This window comes from Maricaulis sp., from assembly GCF_030149235.1.
In the GTDB taxonomy this organism is placed as follows: Bacteria; Pseudomonadota; Alphaproteobacteria; order Caulobacterales; family Maricaulaceae; genus Maricaulis.
In genome coordinates this window covers 59,037-72,949 of record NZ_JASBRW010000068.1, presented here as the reverse complement: position 1 = coordinate 72,949, position 13,913 = coordinate 59,037, and the positions used below count along the sequence as shown (strand labels likewise).

Annotated in this window: 13 protein-coding genes; 8 read left to right on the top strand and 5 right to left on the bottom strand. The window is 63.7% G+C overall.

The window, feature by feature from the left end:
* Window positions 1-121 precede the first annotated feature (121 nt).
* Window positions 122-1,486, top strand: a complete 1,365-nt coding sequence (locus tag Q1V51_RS10290) for a sodium-dependent transporter (RefSeq protein WP_300556022.1) — start codon at window positions 122-124, stop codon at window positions 1,484-1,486.
* On the opposite strand, the gene pip is transcribed toward Q1V51_RS10290, so the two are convergent.
* Entirely contained in the window at window positions 1,483-2,448 is a 966-nt protein-coding gene (pip, locus tag Q1V51_RS10285; protein ID WP_300556020.1) for a prolyl aminopeptidase, read from the bottom strand. The genes Q1V51_RS10290 and pip overlap by 4 nt on opposite strands.
* A 113-nt stretch (window positions 2,449-2,561) precedes the next feature.
* Between pip and Q1V51_RS10280 the strand changes: the two genes are divergently transcribed.
* Together Q1V51_RS10280 and Q1V51_RS10275 are read left to right on the top strand one after the other, a co-directional pair.
* Window positions 2,562-3,233 (top strand): hypothetical protein, encoded by a 672-nt coding sequence (locus tag Q1V51_RS10280; RefSeq protein ID WP_300556018.1) that lies wholly within the window; start codon window positions 2,562-2,564, stop codon window positions 3,231-3,233.
* Window positions 3,233-3,838, top strand: a complete 606-nt coding sequence (locus Q1V51_RS10275) for a class I SAM-dependent methyltransferase (RefSeq protein ID WP_300556016.1) — start codon at window positions 3,233-3,235, stop codon at window positions 3,836-3,838. Before Q1V51_RS10280 ends, Q1V51_RS10275 begins: the two co-directional genes overlap by 1 nt.
* Here Q1V51_RS10275 and Q1V51_RS10270 read toward each other — a convergent pair.
* From Q1V51_RS10270 to Q1V51_RS10260, 3 genes are read right to left on the bottom strand one after another with little or no spacing between them, the layout of a single operon-like run.
* Window positions 3,795-4,892, bottom strand: a complete 1,098-nt coding sequence (locus Q1V51_RS10270) for a hypothetical protein (RefSeq protein WP_300556014.1) — start codon at window positions 4,890-4,892, stop codon at window positions 3,795-3,797. The two genes, Q1V51_RS10275 and Q1V51_RS10270, sit on opposite strands and share 44 nt — an antisense overlap.
* Window positions 4,893-5,615, bottom strand: coding sequence for a class I SAM-dependent methyltransferase (locus Q1V51_RS10265; protein WP_300556012.1), 723 nt, complete (start codon window positions 5,613-5,615; stop codon window positions 4,893-4,895). It abuts the gene before it with no gap.
* Window positions 5,612-6,910 carry a glycosyltransferase family 4 protein gene (locus Q1V51_RS10260; RefSeq protein WP_300556010.1) on the bottom strand — a complete coding sequence of 433 codons (1,299 nt, stop codon included), beginning with the start codon at window positions 6,908-6,910 and terminating at the stop codon, window positions 5,612-5,614. Before Q1V51_RS10260 ends, Q1V51_RS10265 begins: the two co-directional genes overlap by 4 nt.
* A gap of 118 nt (window positions 6,911-7,028) precedes the next feature.
* Here Q1V51_RS10260 and Q1V51_RS10255 point away from each other — a divergent pair, with 118 nt between their 5' ends.
* The 5 genes from Q1V51_RS10255 to Q1V51_RS10235 are packed head-to-tail and all read left to right on the top strand — an operon-like array spanning window position 7,029 to window position 11,707.
* Window positions 7,029-8,201 (top strand): MFS transporter, encoded by a 1,173-nt coding sequence (locus Q1V51_RS10255; RefSeq protein ID WP_300556008.1) that lies wholly within the window; start codon window positions 7,029-7,031, stop codon window positions 8,199-8,201.
* Window positions 8,202-8,256: 55 nt separating this feature from the next.
* Window positions 8,257-9,366, top strand: a complete 1,110-nt coding sequence (locus Q1V51_RS10250; protein ID WP_300556006.1) for an ABC transporter permease — start codon at window positions 8,257-8,259, stop codon at window positions 9,364-9,366.
* Window positions 9,363-10,136, top strand: a complete 774-nt coding sequence (locus tag Q1V51_RS10245; protein ID WP_300556004.1) for an ABC transporter ATP-binding protein — start codon at window positions 9,363-9,365, stop codon at window positions 10,134-10,136. Before Q1V51_RS10250 ends, Q1V51_RS10245 begins: the two co-directional genes overlap by 4 nt.
* 3 nt (window positions 10,137-10,139) lie before the next feature.
* Complete coding sequence (locus Q1V51_RS10240; RefSeq protein ID WP_300532209.1) at window positions 10,140-11,090, top strand: MlaD family protein; 951 nt, start codon at window positions 10,140-10,142, stop codon at window positions 11,088-11,090.
* Window positions 11,087-11,707: an ABC-type transport auxiliary lipoprotein family protein gene (locus Q1V51_RS10235; protein ID WP_300556002.1), complete on the top strand. Its 621-nt coding sequence runs from the start codon at window positions 11,087-11,089 to the stop codon at window positions 11,705-11,707. The genes Q1V51_RS10240 and Q1V51_RS10235 overlap by 4 nt, the downstream gene beginning before the upstream one ends.
* A 3-nt stretch (window positions 11,708-11,710) precedes the next feature.
* Here Q1V51_RS10235 and Q1V51_RS10230 read toward each other — a convergent pair whose 3' ends face one another.
* Window positions 11,711-13,768, bottom strand: coding sequence for a hypothetical protein (locus tag Q1V51_RS10230; protein WP_300556000.1), 2,058 nt, complete (start codon window positions 13,766-13,768; stop codon window positions 11,711-11,713).
* Window positions 13,769-13,913 lie beyond the last annotated feature (145 nt).

Sequence of the window (13,913 nt, the reverse complement as noted above, 5' to 3'; positions counted from 1 at the left end):
GTTCGGCTGAGCCATTCCTCTGCTCTGTCAAGCTTGACCGGGCATGACGCATGGGGAAGTGTGCGCGGCGATTAGTCACAAGGGACGGCGATGTTGGGGTGCCGTCCGAGGGGAGAGTAATATGGCGGCTACGCCTGCAGCATCACACGCGCATTGGTCCTCGCGCTTTGCATTCATCATGGCAGCGGTTGGCTCCGCGGTCGGTCTCGGCAATCTCTGGCGTTTCCCGTTCCAGACGGGTGAAAACGGTGGTTCGGCCTTCGTCCTGATCTATATCGCCTGCGTCGCATTGATCGCATTCCCGGTTCTGATGGCCGAGTTCACGATTGGTCGCCGGGCCCAGAAATCCGCTGTGACCTCGACGCGCCAACTGGCAGTCGAAGCCAAGAAGTCGGGTAAATGGTCCTTTGTTGGCTGGGTCTGCATGGCCGGCGGTTTCCTCGTCCTGACGACTTATTCCGTTATCGCAGGACAGGTGATGGCGATGTCGGCGGCTGGCTTTGCCGGGGGGTTCGCCTCCGAGGCTGGCGCCAACATGTTTTACCAGGGCGAGGGCGTGCAGCTGTTCTGGCACGCGCTCTTCATGGGCCTGACCATCTGGATCGTTTCGCGCGGCCTAAAGGGCGGTATCGAGCGTGTGGTCACCATTCTCATGCCGGTCTTCTTTGTCGTTCTCATCGGCTTGACGATCTTTGCGGTTGTTCGTGGTTTCTCTGATGGGTCCACCGTCGAGGCGTTTGCCTACCTGTTCACGCCGGACTTCTCCGTCGTTGATGGTGGCACATTCGTCTCCGCTCTGGGGCAGGCCTTCTTCTCGGTCGGCGTCGCTTCGGCGATCATGATTACCTATGGCTCCTATCTGACCAAGGACACCAATATCGGTGAAAGCGCCGTGGTGATTTCCGGTGCCGATACGCTGGTCGCTCTGATCGCCGGTTTCATGATCTTCCCGATCGTGTTCTCTGCCGGTGTCGACCCGGCGGCGGGCATGAGCTTGATCTTCGATACGCTTCCGGCTCTGTTCGCCTCCATTCCGTTCGGCAATGTCATCGGCGGAGCCTTCTTCTTCCTCGCTTTCATTGCCGCTCTGACCTCGTCGATCTCGCTGCTGGAAGCTACGGTGGCCTTCTTTGACGAGCATTCGAACTTCGGCCGCCCGCAAATCGCGGCGCTGCTGGGTGGCTTCGCTTTCATGATTGGTGCTGGCGCAGTCTATTCCTCGCAGTTTGCCGGTGGTTTCGTCGACATTCTGTCGGGTGAGATTCTGTTGCCCTTCGGTGGCTTCCTGATCGCTGTGTTTACCGGCTGGGTGCTGCCCAAGGCGATCCTGCGTGAAGAGCTCAGTCATGCATCCAACCGCATGTTTGGCTTCTTCCACTTCATGATGCGTTACGTGATCCCGTTCGTCGTGGGACTCGTCTTGGTGCTCGGCCTGGACGCTCGCTTCAACGGTGGCGCAATCAACGCCATGCTCGGGCTCGGCTAGCCGAACTCATCTGCAAAAGCGTCGGTGGCGCGCACCAGCGCGTCCACCACGCCCGGCTCACCGGCCGCGTGGCCGGCATCGCCGATCAATTGGAGCCTCGCTTTCGGCCAAGACCGGGCGAGGCTCCATGCTGTTCGGGGAGGCGTGACGACGTCATAACGGCCCTGCACGATGACACCCGGAATATCCTTCAACCGGTCGGTCTGGTCGAGGATCTGGCCGTCATAGTCGAAGAAGCCCTTGTGTTGGAAATAATGCGTCTCCAGGCGGGCTAGGGCATCGGCGCGGATCGGATCGGCCAGCGGCGCGCTGGGATCTCCAGCCAGTGAGATCAGCGCGCTCTCCCAGCGGGCCCAGGCGAGAGCGTCCGGACGGCGGCGCACGACATCGGGCTCGGTCAGGCGCTCATAATAGGCGCGGACGATATCGCTCTGTTCGGTATCGGCGAGGGGATTGACCAGCCGGTCCCAGGCGTCCGGGAACAGCATGTTGGCGCCGTGCTTGTAGAACCAGTCGAGCTCGATCTGGGAACAGGTGAAGATGCCGCGCAGGACCAGGCCAAGGCAGCGGTCAGGATGCTGCTGGGCATAGGCCAGCGCCAGCGTTGCCCCCCAAGATCCGCCGAACACGATCCATTTGTCCACGCCCATGAGCTCGCGGATGCGCTCGATATCGTCGATCAGGTCCTGGGTCGTATTGGCACGCAGGCTTGCATGGGGTGTGGACCGCCCGCAGCCGCGCTGGTCAAACAGGATGACACGATAGCGCTCGGGATCGAAGAATCGGCGCAGGGCGGGCGATATACCGCCGCCAGGGCCACCATGCAGCGTCACCACGGGAAGGCCATCATGCCGCCCGCATTCCTCGATATGCAGATTGTGACCGTCGCCGACATCAAGCCGCTGGGTCCGATAAGCGCGGACTGGCGGGTAGAGCAGACGTCTCAGATAGGCAGCATCCATTTGTTGATCTGCTGTTAGCGAGTCTTAAACCGAATAAACCATAGCCTATCGCGATACGACCCGGTATCGTATTTAGGTGTTGGGGTGTCTTCTAGTATTGGGACAAAACTGCGATGGGCAAGTTCCTCGGTGTGACGGTCATGGCCTGCGCCTGTCTGGTAGCGACTGGATGTGCCAGTGCGCCGATCTCCGTCGCCGGTTCTGCGCTCCCCGGTTCGTCAGCCCCTGAAATTGACCAGCAATCCGCCCTTCGCCGCGCTGTCGACCGGCTGCAATCCGTATTCGAGGATCGCGGCTGGATCCGGCCGGCCAATTCGATGGCGGCCTCCGCCCGCGGCTGGATGGCGCGTCTGACCGGCCAGACCGATGAAGAGGAGCCGACGATCGATCGCGATGATGCGCTTGCCTATCTCGCCCTGACCGATATCGACTCGCTCGACAGCGATGCGGCCCTGGAACTCCTGCGTATGGACCTGGAACAGGCCGATGCCCTGGTCCGCGATGTCGACATTGCCGCTCACATGCTGGCGACGACCGACCAGAATATCTCGCGTTCCTCGCTGACGCGCGATCTTGAACATGTTGAGCGCGCCGTTGCCCATTCGCGCCAGGCGCTGGAGACTTTCGATCACGCGATTGCTGCTGTCGCTCCGCGCCTCGATACCGAGAGCCTCGATCATGTGCACATGCAGCGCGCCCAGCTCGCCTCGCATGCCGAGCGGCTGCGCGACCGGGCCGATGAGCTGGCCAATCTGCGTCACTATCTGCGCGCTACGGCGAGCTGATGCTTCAGCCCGATCAGGTCAAAGGCTTCCTTGATCCCAAGGAAGGGGAGGCGCTTGCAGCCCTAGTTCGCGCGGCCGGACAACTCGGCCCGGTGCTTGAGATCGGTAGCTATTGCGGCAAGTCGGCGCTGTATCTGGGTCCGGCCGCGCGCGAAGCCGGCACCGTCCTCTACACGCTCGACCATCATCGCGGTTCCGAGGAGCACCAGCCGGGCGAGGAATATCATGACCCGGACCTGTTCAACGCCAAGCTCGGCGCGGTGGAAACCCTGCCGGCCTTGCGCGAGACCCTGTTCAAAGGCGAGCTGGAAGATTGCGTCATCCCGGTCGTCGGGCGCTCGGCTATCATTGCCCGGCACTGGACCACGCCGCTGGGCATGGTCTTCATCGATGGCGGGCATTCCATGGAAGCCGCGCTGGCCGACTATCGCGGCTGGGCCGGGCGGATCGTCCCGGGCGGCATTCTCGCCATCCATGATGTCTTTCCCAATCCGGAAGACGGTGGGCGTCCACCCTATGAAATCTGGAAACTGGCTGTGGCGTCGGACCTGTTCGAGCCGGTCAAGCGCGTAGGGACGCTGGAAGTCCTTCGCCGGCTGAGCTGACCGGCCGTTCCGCCACATGCACCCGTGTCAACAGGGTTGAACCCGGCGTCAGCGCGTCGAGCGCGTCGGCAGCCATGACCAGCGCGCCGGCGGTCCAGGACGGGCGCTCATAGGGCCAGAGCACATGCTCTTCATACTGCCAGCCCATCCAGTATCCGCCTTCATCCGCGGCGAGCGGTGACAGATTGGCCAGCAGGGTGCGGGCCTGATCGGGTTTTTGCGCCGCCAGGCAGGCCAGCACCAGTTCGGCGGTTTCAGCAGCGGTGACCCAGGGCTCGTCATGCACGCAGCGACAGCCCATGCCCGGGGACACGAATTCACTCCAGCGCGCATAGAGACGCGCCCGGCCGGTTTCCGGTGACAGCACGCCCGCCAGAACCGGGTAATACCAGTCCATGGCATAGCGGCGCCGGTCGGTCCCGAAGCGGTCAAAGCGCGCATCATTTTCCCGCAGGACCGCACCGATGGCTTGCCGGGCGAGGACCCAGTCATCGCGTCTCTCGCCCATGGCCGAGGCGCTGATCAAGGCGCATTCGAGCGCCTTGTAGAGGCTGGCATTGCCGGCGCGCAGGCTGTCGATCTCGGCGAGAGTTTCATGCGCTTCGCGGGCGCGCCAGACGATATCGCCATGCTCGCTCTGGTGAGTGAGGACGAAATTCATGGCTCGCGACAGCATCGGCCAATAGCGCGGAAGTTGATCCAGGGCGTTGAGGGCCAGCAGGCTGCGCAACACGGTGACCGCGACATAACCGGTGAAATTGGTATCGCGCGCCGTGTCCGGCGTGCCCGGGACTAGGCGTCGATTGGCGTCGTCCAGCGGCACGGACGCCCCGAGGTCCCCGGTGAAGCCGCCATCGGCTTCCTGCCGCTCATTGAAAACATCGAGTGCCTTGAGCGTGGTCTCGCGGCGGCCGGCGATGGCGAGGGCCATGGCACTTTCACCATGATTCCAGGCATCCCAGATGCCGGCCTCGACCCAGGGGATGGAGCCATCAGCGCGTTGCAGCTGCTCGATCCAGTCGGCACAGCCCCGGATGTCGACCAGGTCGCTCATCTAGGCGCTCTTGCGGAAGTACATGACGACGGACTTGCCCATGACCGGGTTCAGGAGGCATTCCATTGCCCGCGTCAGCCATGGGCGCTGCAGCAGGTCCCATTCGAGGAATTTGCGGTAGATGCGGACCAGGCCGGAGGTCTCGCGGCTGTCCCACAGAGCGCATTGCAGCCACCAATAGGGGCTGTGCAGGCCATGGGCCCAATGGCGGGCGAAGCGGGCAAAGCCCTGGCTCTCTACGGCGTTTTTCAGCGCGCTCGAGCGGAAAATACGGACATGGCCGCCCGGCGTGTTCTGATAGCCTTCCGACAGCGCCCAGCAGATCTTTTCAGGCCAGTAGCGCGGCACCGAGGCGGCGAACAGCCCGCCCGGCTTGAGGATGCGGGAGATCTCCTCCAGCACTTTGTCCGGGTCGGGGACGTGCTCAAGCACTTCCGAACAGATCACCCGGTCAAAACTATTGTCCGCGAAGGGCAGGTGGCCGGCATCGCCGGCGGTGGCGTAGGCGCTGCGCTGTTCGGACGTCTCGGCCGGCGGTGGAAGGTCGAAAAACCCGTCCCAGGCCACTTTGACCTCTTCCTGCGACAGGTCGAGGCCGACGACTTCGACCGGAACTTCGTTCCAGTAGAGCGCATGCATGTGGCGTCCGCGGCCACAGCCGAGGTCGAGCACGCGCATGCCCGGCTCCAGGGCCAGGTCTTCGATGCGGATGGTGACCATCATGGCGTTTGTCCTCGTTGAGCCAAGGCTTCGGTATAGAGTCGGCTCGCGGCCAAGGCATGGCCGCGCCATTGGAAGGCGTCGACGGCACGCCGGCTGGCGGCTTCACCCATCGCGCGGGCCGCATCCGGGTCATCCAGCAATTGCGCGATATTGCGGGCCATTGCTTCTGCATCGCCGACCGGGGATACCAGCCCGGTCTCCGCCACGACTTCGGGCAGGGCCCCGCCATCGCTGGCGGCGACGGCAGCGCCGCAGGCCATCGCCTCGGCCGCTGGGAAACCAAAACCTTCAAAGCGGGCTGGGCAGGCCACGATATGGGCGCGGCGATAGAGTTGAGCGACTTCTTCGCGCGTCAGTCCTGACGAGGAGGTGACCCGGTCGGCGAGGCCCAGCTTGGCAAGAGCGCGCTTGGCCGGGCCGTCGCGCAGCTTGCCGACAATGTGCAGGCGGGCCTGCGGGTAATCCGGGGCGACCTTGGCGAGTGCCTCGATCAACACATCCAGGCCCTTGATCGGCGCATCGGCACTGGCAGTCGTCACGATCAGGCCGGTTTCCCGCTCGACCGAGGGGTCGGGGCGAAAGATGTCATGATCGAGACCGTTGAAGGCCACACGGACCTTTGCCACATCGATCCCGTAACGCTCGGCATGGCTGTCGCGCGCCGCTCCGGACACAGCCAGCAGGCGGGGCAGGGCACGGGCCGTCTTCGCCTGCATCCCCACGAAATGATACCAGCGCCGGGTCAGGGCCCGCTGCCACCATTTCTGTCCTGCTGCCACGGCGAAGTCGCGATCGATGGCGATCGGGTGATGCAGGGTGGTGATGACGGGCAGGTGCGGGTCGATGCGTAGGAAGGGCGTCGCCAGCGTCTGGTTGTCATGGATGACGTCGAACCGGTGGCCTTCGGTGCGCAGGAAGCGCTCGAGCCGGCGGGCAAAGGCGTAAAGCTCGCCGAAGGCACCGGAATTGTGCGACAGCCATTCCGACAAATCGGCCCAGGAGCGCAAATGCCTCGGACGCAAGGCGAGAAAGGCATTCTCTTCCGCGAACAGGTCCAGCGAGGGGAGCTCGATCAGCTCCACACCTTCGGGCAATTCCGGATAGGGCGGGCCCGAGGCGACAGTGACGTGATGACCCAGTTCGCTTAGTGCCGTGACCAGTTCACGGATATAGACGCCCTGGCCGCCGACATGCGGGTGCGAGCGATAACCAGTGACCAGAACCCGCAAGGGGCGCAAGGTTTCCGGCAGCCGCGTGTCATCCGGGCTTGCAGAAAGCAGAGGATTTCGGTCCATGGGTTGGTCCCGCCAAGAAAGCTTGGCGGAAACTAACCAAGTGAACACTGTTCGCCAAGCGCCAAGACTGTGCTCTAACCGCACCGCATACAGGCGCGGTGATCGGGAAAGGCCTTCAATGTCTACCGCAGCTCCGGTTCGATTTGCGGCCTATTACGGGGCCTTCTACCTGACCTTCGGGGCCTTCCTGCCGTACTTCCCGAAATGGCTGGAAGGTCGCGAGCTGTCGGCGGAATCGATCGGGCTGATTGTGGCCGCCGGGCTGGCCGGGCGAACGCTGGTCTCGCCACTGGGGGCAAGCTGGGCCGACCAGGCCCGCCGCCGGCGCAGCCCGATCCTGGCCTTTGCCATCCTGTCCCTGCTGGTGTTTGCCCTGCACACGCCGCAATGGGGCGCTCCGGTGCTGGCGCTGCTGTCTTTCCTGTCCGGCGCTGTCCTGTTTGGACAGATCCCGCTGATCGATGCCTTCGCCATACGCGCCGCTTCGCGTGAGGGCTTTGCCTTCGGGCCGGTCCGGGCGGTTGGATCGGCGCTCTTCATCGTTTCCAATTTCGTCGCCGGCGCCATGATCAATGCGGCAGGTAGTGAGAGTGTGCTCTACTGGATGATCTTCGGCACGGCGCTGGTCACCCTCGCGGCGGCCTTCCTGCCGGCGGGAGAACAGGACGAGCAGGACCGGTCCGGCGGTGCGGACTGGGTCCGGATCGGCCGCCTGATCTACGGGCCCTTCGGTCTCGCCCTGGCCGCCTCGGCCCTCGTGCAGGGCGCGCATGGCTTCTACTACGCCTTCTCGGCCGTCGCGTGGACGGCCCAGGGGCATAATGAGGTGCTGATCGGGGCGCTGTGGTCGACCGGTGTCGCCATCGAGATTGTCTTTTTGTGGCTTTCCGGTCGCGGATGGCTCGGTCGCCTCTCCCCGGCCATGCTGCTCGGAGTGGGCGCGGCGGCGTCCATTCTCCGCTGGGGGCTGACGGCGCTGGCTCCGCCGCTCTGGGCCCTGTTTGCGCTGCAATTGCTGCACGCGCTGACTTTCGCGGCGACTTATGTCGGTTTCCTGCGATATGCGGTGCAATCCGTGCCTGATCGCTATGCGGCTACGGCGCAGGCGATTAACTCGGCGCTGTCCGGCGGCGTCGTCATGGCGGCGACCTCGGCGGTGTCGGGATACTTCTTTGCCCGCATCGGTGTCGGCGGTTTCGCCATCATGATCGTGCCCGCACTTCTCGGTCTGATCGCAGCGATTGCACTTTGGCGCGTTTCGCCACTAACGCCTGTCGAAAAAATCGAGTAGGGTCAGGCCTATGAGGGGTAAGTCTGCATCTTCTGTCACTGCGGCGGGGGTAGTTTTGCGTGCCGAAGGCGCCAAGACCATTGTCGAGCTGCACGGCGACTGGACGGTTGAAACTGTCGGACGCATGGATGCGACCCTGCGCGAGGTCGAGGAAAGCGTTGCCCCGCTCGATATTGTCATTGATCTCAGTGATCTCGGTGTGGTGGATACGGCCGGTGCCTATGTGATCGGCCGTGTCACCCGTCGCTGTTCCGACCCGGACGGGGATTTCCACTTCATTGGCGAGCATCCCACGGCCCGGCGCCTGATCGAGGAAGTCCGCGCGCGCACCACGATTTGCGCCCAGGAAGAGGAAGCCGGCTACGGCTTCATGCAGGCCCTGTCGCGTATCGGTGCCGGGATCGAAGCGGTTATGCGTGAGGCGCTCGATACCTTTGCCTTTCTCGGCAAGACCATCATCACCGGTTTTCGCACACTGGCGAACCCGCAGCGCCTGCGCCTGACGCCGACAATCTGGGCGATGGAAGAAGTTGGCGTCAATGCCATGCCGATCATCGCCGTCCTGTCCTTCTTTATCGGTGCCGTGGTCGCCTATATGGGCGCCAACCTTCTGCAAACTCTGGGCTTCTCGGTCTTCACCGTGGAGCTTGTCGGGATCGCTGTCCTGCGTGAATTCGGCGTCCTCATCACCGCGATCATGCTGGCTGGCCGGTCGGATTCCGCCTTCACGGCGCAGATCGGCTCGATGAAGATGCAGCAGGAGATCGATGCCATGCGGGTACTCGGTCTCGATCCCTTCGAGGCCCTGGTCCTGCCACGCGTGATTGCCTGCGTGCTGATGGCGCCGCTCCTGACCTTCGGGGCCATGATCGCCGGGATTTTCGGCGGCATGATTGTCGCCTGGAGCGCGCAGGATATCTCGCCAACCCTGTTTATCGCCCGCTTCCATCAGGAGCTGCCCTGGGATCACTTCCTGGTCGGCATGTCCAAGGCGCCGGTCTTCGGCCTGGTCGTTGCCATTATCGGCTGTCGCCAGGGCATGATGGTGTCCGGTGATGTGGAATCGCTCGGCCGCCGCGTGACGGCGTCCGTTGTCCAGTCGATCTTCGCGGTGATCGTGCTCGAGGCCATGTTCGCGATGATGTACCTGGAGCTCGGCATATGAGCGAGGACATCCTCATCTCCGTGCGCGGACTGCGCACCGCCTTCGGGCGCCATGTCGTGCACGAGAATCTCGACCTGGATATCCGCCGCGGCGAGATCATGGGGCTGGTCGGTGGCTCGGGTACCGGCAAGACAGTGCTGCTCAATAGCATTCTCGGCCTCAAGGAACCCGATGGCGGCGACATCCTGTTCAATGGCCGCCGCTTCTCGCAGATGAGCGCGCTCGAGCGTCTCAAGGTCAATTCGCGCTGGGGCGTGCTGTTCCAGAACGGCGCCCTGTTCACCTCGCTTACCGTGCTGGAAAACGTCATGGCACCGCTGCGCGAGCACGTCGACATGCCGCATGCCCTCATGGAGGAGATTGCGAGCATGAAGATCGGTCTGTCCGGTCTGTCGCCCGATGTCGGCGATCGCTACCCGTCCGAGCTGTCCGGCGGTATGCGCAAGCGTGTGGCTCTGGCCCGGGCTCTGGCTTTGGATCCGGAAATCCTGTTCCTGGATGAGCCGACTGCCGGTCTCGATCCGATCGGTGCAGCGGCGTTTGACAGCCTCATTCTTGAATTATCCCAGGCCCTGGGCCTGACGGTTTTGATGATCACCCACGATCTCGACAGTCTTCATGCCATTTGCGACCGTGTCGCGGTTCTGGCAGACAAGCGCGTGGCTGCGGTTGCACCGATCGAGGCCCTGTTGCGTAATCCGCATCCTTGGATCCGGGAATACTTCCATGGTCCGCGCGGTCGCGCAGCACTGGCGGGGAAAGAGAGCTAGACGATGGAAACGAAAGCGCACCACGCCCTGGTGGGGCTCTTCACCGTGATCCTTGTGGTCGCAGGCGTGTTCTTCTCGCTTTGGATGGCGAAAGTCTCCTTCGACGAGGAATACGCCATGTACGACATTGTGTTCGATGGCCCTGTCCGCGGCCTGCGCGAGAGCGCCGAGGTGCGGTTCAACGGTATCCAGGTCGGTGAGGTGACCGAGCTGGGCCTGGACGAACAGAGCCGCGTGGTCGCCCGGGTCCAGGTGCTGGCCCAGACGCCTGTGCGGATCGACAGTTTCGCCCAGCTCGAACCCCAGGGCCTGACCGGCCTGTCCTACATTCTGATTTCCGGCGGTTCACCGGATGCCCAGCGCCTGCAGAGCCCGGCCAATCGCCCGCCGCCGCGTATCTTTGCGCGCCGGGCCCAGCTGGAAGGCCTGGTGGAAGGCTCCGAGGACGTGCTCGATGCGGCTCAGATCGCGCTGTTCCGCCTGTCCGAACTGCTCAATGAGGACAATATCGAAGAGGTCTCGCAAACCCTGACCAATCTGCGCGAGATCACCGATCGACTGAGCGAGGAAGACGCGCTGATCGCTGATGCCCGCGATGCCATCCAGCGCATTGATACGGCCGCATCTGACATCTCCGTGGCGGCTCAGTCGCTGCAGCAATTCTCTGTCTCGGCCGAGAATTTCCTGATTGATGATCTCACCCCGGCGGTGAACGAGACCACGCTGGCCGCCATGGCGGTCAACCAGGCAGCGGTGGATACCGACTATCTGGTGCGCTCGGTGACCCCGGCGGTCGAGAATTTTGCCGATAATGGTCTTGAGAATATCACCCGCTCGGCGGCGAACCTGCAGCGTCTGACCGAGGCGCTGGAACGCATTGCCAGCGAAATCGAAAACAATCCGGGTCAGTTCATCGCCGGCACGCCGCGCGAACAGGTGGAGGTTCCGCAATGACCGTATCGACGATCAAAGGCCTGGCGCTTGCCGGGCTCAGCGCCCTGGCCCTGACGGGCTGTGTCTCCTTGCTGCCGGAAACCGAGCCGGTGGCCGTCTATCGCCTGTCCAGCCCCGAGCCGCGGCAGGCTGATGGCGAAGTTGACCGGGTCATTGTCGAGATCGAGCGCCCGATGGCGCCGGCGGGGCTCAGCGGTGACGAGATCGCGATCCAGGTCAGCGATCAGCATCTGGCCTATATGGCGGGGGCGCGCTGGATTTCTCCAGCCCCGAGCCTGATCCAGAACCTGGTGATCGATACCTTCCATTCCGACGATACCGGCATTGATCCCGTACGCCCGGCTGACGCTATACGGGGGGAATATGAGCTTCGCCTCGATCTGCGCGAGTTTGAGGCTGCCTATGATCAGGGTGCCGATGCGGCACCGGTGGTCCGTGTGCGCATCGCTGCCCGCCTGATCCGGGAGAGCGGCCGTGAGTTCGTCGGCTCGCAGGTCTTTTCGGCGGAAGTGCGGGCGCGGGAGAATCGGGCTGGCGCCATCATCGACGCTTTCAACGCCGCCTCGCGCCAAGCCGTGGACGACCTGGCGCGCTGGACGGCAGACAGTACCGGCTAGGCTCTAGTCTTTCTTTTCATCCGCATTGGCGGCACGCGGCTGGCCATCCTGGTCTTCCGGCATGGAGGACAGGAGGTCCTTCCAGCGCCAGCCCGGCTCGCTGCGGCGACCGACCCGCGGGCTGGCCGGGGCAGCTGACGGTTTGGGCGCATCCCGCTCCGGGAAACCGACCGGGGTTTCTGCCGCAGCGCGGTCTTGATCCGACATCCCGGTCAAGCCGGTCTTCATCTCATCGCGGCTGGGTGTGTCCGTCGGGCCGTTTGAGGCGGCATTGGCGTCGATACTGCCGCCCTCCGTCGTGCGGCTTCGGCGCGGAAGCGGCGAGGGAACTTCATTGAGACCGAGGTCGGGAACCCGGCGTCCGCCGGCGACCGATCCCATACGCAGCATGAAATCGCTCAGCAATTCGTAGTTCTGGCGAATCCGGGCCTGGAAGGCTGCGTCGATTTCCTGTGCCTCCTCGGCGGCCGCCAAGGCTGCAGCATTGAGGCCCTCCAGCCCACGGCGCAGCGCGTCGGCGGCCTCCTGGGCCCGGCTGCGGGCCAGTTCCGGCATCTCGCCGAGGCGCTCCGTCATGCTGTCGATCTGGCGCTCCACGGTCTGGGTTTCCGCCCGGGCGGAAGCCAGCACGGCTTCCAGGCGGCGGCGCACGGACTCAGCAGCATCATCGGCGGCCTGGGAAGCTTTCGCGGTCAGTTTCTCTGCCTCGGCCATGCGTTGCTCAAAGGCAAGGTCTGAGCGCTGGGCGGCCTCATAGGCGGCTTCATTGGACTGTTGGACCTTGTCGGCGACCCGGTCGGCCTGGGCTTCAACGGCGGCGATGGCTGCGTCAGACATGGTCTTGGCTTCCTGCGCGGCAGCCACCAGGCGGGCCAGCGCGGTTTCATGCTCGCGCGCAGCGTGATCGGTTTCGCGGCGGACATGGCCGGCCAGATCGCGCGATCGCGTCAGGGCATCGTCGATCGCATCCTTGAAGGCGCTGGCACCGTCCGTGGTCGCGCTGCTGAGGGCCTCGGCGCCGTCGCGGGCAGCCGTGACCATGACGTCCAGTTCGGCGCGGTGGAAGTCCAGCGCCGCGGCGATCTTCTCCTGCTCCTGGCGCAAGGCCTCCCCGGTTTCGCCCAGTTTGAGCTTGTGCGCGTCATAGGCCGCGTCGAGGTCGGTCGCTCCGGTCTTGAGTGCATCGGCCAGTTCGCGCAGATGCTCGATCCGGTCAGTAATGCGGGCGGAAACCACCTGGCCGCGTTCAGCCATGGAGGCGCTGGCATCATTGAGCGTATCGACGGTGGCCAAAAGCCGTTTCTCGGTATCATTGGCCTGGCTGGCTGCGAGCTCGGCCGCCGCGGCTACCATTTTCGACTGATCCGAGATCGCAGCGGCGATCAGGGCCGCTTTGTCGTCAAGGCTTTCAGACACCTCGCTCAGGCGCAGACGCTCCTTGCGCAGGCCGGACAGCAAGGTCTCGGTGCGCTCTTGAGCGTCACCGGCAGAGTGTTCCAGCGTGTCGGCATGGTGGCTGATGACTTCTTCCATGGCGGCTAGCCGGGCAAGGGCGCTGTCCATGCTGTCATTGATCCGCTCGACCTCGCCGGAGACGGCATCGGCCAGGGTGCGGATCTGCTGGCCGGCATGAGCGGCGGGCTGGGCCAGTCGGGTGATTGCGGCTTCGACCCGGTCGGTATTGCGCGCATTGCGGACGATCTCCCGTGCCAGCAGGCCGCACATCGCGAACAGCAAGGCCGGGGTCAGGGCAAACACAGCGAGACCGGTAAGCTGGCCAAAGCCGAAACGAGTCAGGCTCTCCAGCGAGGTGATACCGAGATAGCCCATCAGGAAAGCGCCGGCTGCACCGATCCACAAAAGGGCGAAAATATTTCCGGTCCAGACCAGCCAGGCGCCGGATCGATCGGCCTGCTGACGGCTTGGCGCTCCGTTCGGTAGCGCATCCGATTCGGCGGCGATGTGGCTGCGCGGTGCGGCGGCAAGCGGGGCTTCGTGGCTCTCGGCGATCAGATCGACTTCAGCCAAAATGCTTGAATTATCTTGCAGATTCTCGTTCATCTCGATGCTCTTTACAGGGCTCTGTCTGCCTGGGTGCGCGAATTCTTCAGCGCATCGTCCGGCGGGGGCGATGTGTTAATCAAACTATAATGAACATACGCCCAAAGGCTCCGCTTAGACACAGATAATCTATGCAGAGACTGGA

What these genes read in the sequence shown, in the direction of transcription:
- Q1V51_RS10275 (WP_300556016.1), top strand. Translation starts at nt 3,233, where the DNA reads ATGCTTCAGCCCGATCAGGTCAAAGGCTTCCTTGATCCCAAGGAAGGG.
- Q1V51_RS10280 (WP_300556018.1), top strand. Translation starts at nt 2,562, where the DNA reads ATGGGCAAGTTCCTCGGTGTGACGGTCATGGCCTGCGCCTGTCTGGTA.
- Q1V51_RS10290 (WP_300556022.1), top strand. Translation starts at nt 122, where the DNA reads ATGGCGGCTACGCCTGCAGCATCACACGCGCATTGGTCCTCGCGCTTT.
- Q1V51_RS10240 (WP_300532209.1), top strand. Translation starts at nt 10,140, where the DNA reads ATGGAAACGAAAGCGCACCACGCCCTGGTGGGGCTCTTCACCGTGATC.
- Q1V51_RS10260 (WP_300556010.1), bottom strand. Translation starts at nt 6,910, where the DNA reads ATGGACCGAAATCCTCTGCTTTCTGCAAGCCCGGATGACACGCGGCTG.
- Q1V51_RS10265 (WP_300556012.1), bottom strand. Translation starts at nt 5,615, where the DNA reads ATGATGGTCACCATCCGCATCGAAGACCTGGCCCTGGAGCCGGGCATG.
- Q1V51_RS10235 (WP_300556002.1), top strand. Translation starts at nt 11,087, where the DNA reads ATGACCGTATCGACGATCAAAGGCCTGGCGCTTGCCGGGCTCAGCGCC.
- Q1V51_RS10270 (WP_300556014.1), bottom strand. Translation starts at nt 4,892, where the DNA reads ATGAGCGACCTGGTCGACATCCGGGGCTGTGCCGACTGGATCGAGCAG.
- pip (WP_300556020.1), bottom strand. Translation starts at nt 2,448, where the DNA reads ATGGATGCTGCCTATCTGAGACGTCTGCTCTACCCGCCAGTCCGCGCT.
- Q1V51_RS10255 (WP_300556008.1), top strand. Translation starts at nt 7,029, where the DNA reads ATGTCTACCGCAGCTCCGGTTCGATTTGCGGCCTATTACGGGGCCTTC.
- Q1V51_RS10245 (WP_300556004.1), top strand. Translation starts at nt 9,363, where the DNA reads ATGAGCGAGGACATCCTCATCTCCGTGCGCGGACTGCGCACCGCCTTC.
- Q1V51_RS10230 (WP_300556000.1), bottom strand. Translation starts at nt 13,768, where the DNA reads ATGAACGAGAATCTGCAAGATAATTCAAGCATTTTGGCTGAAGTCGAT.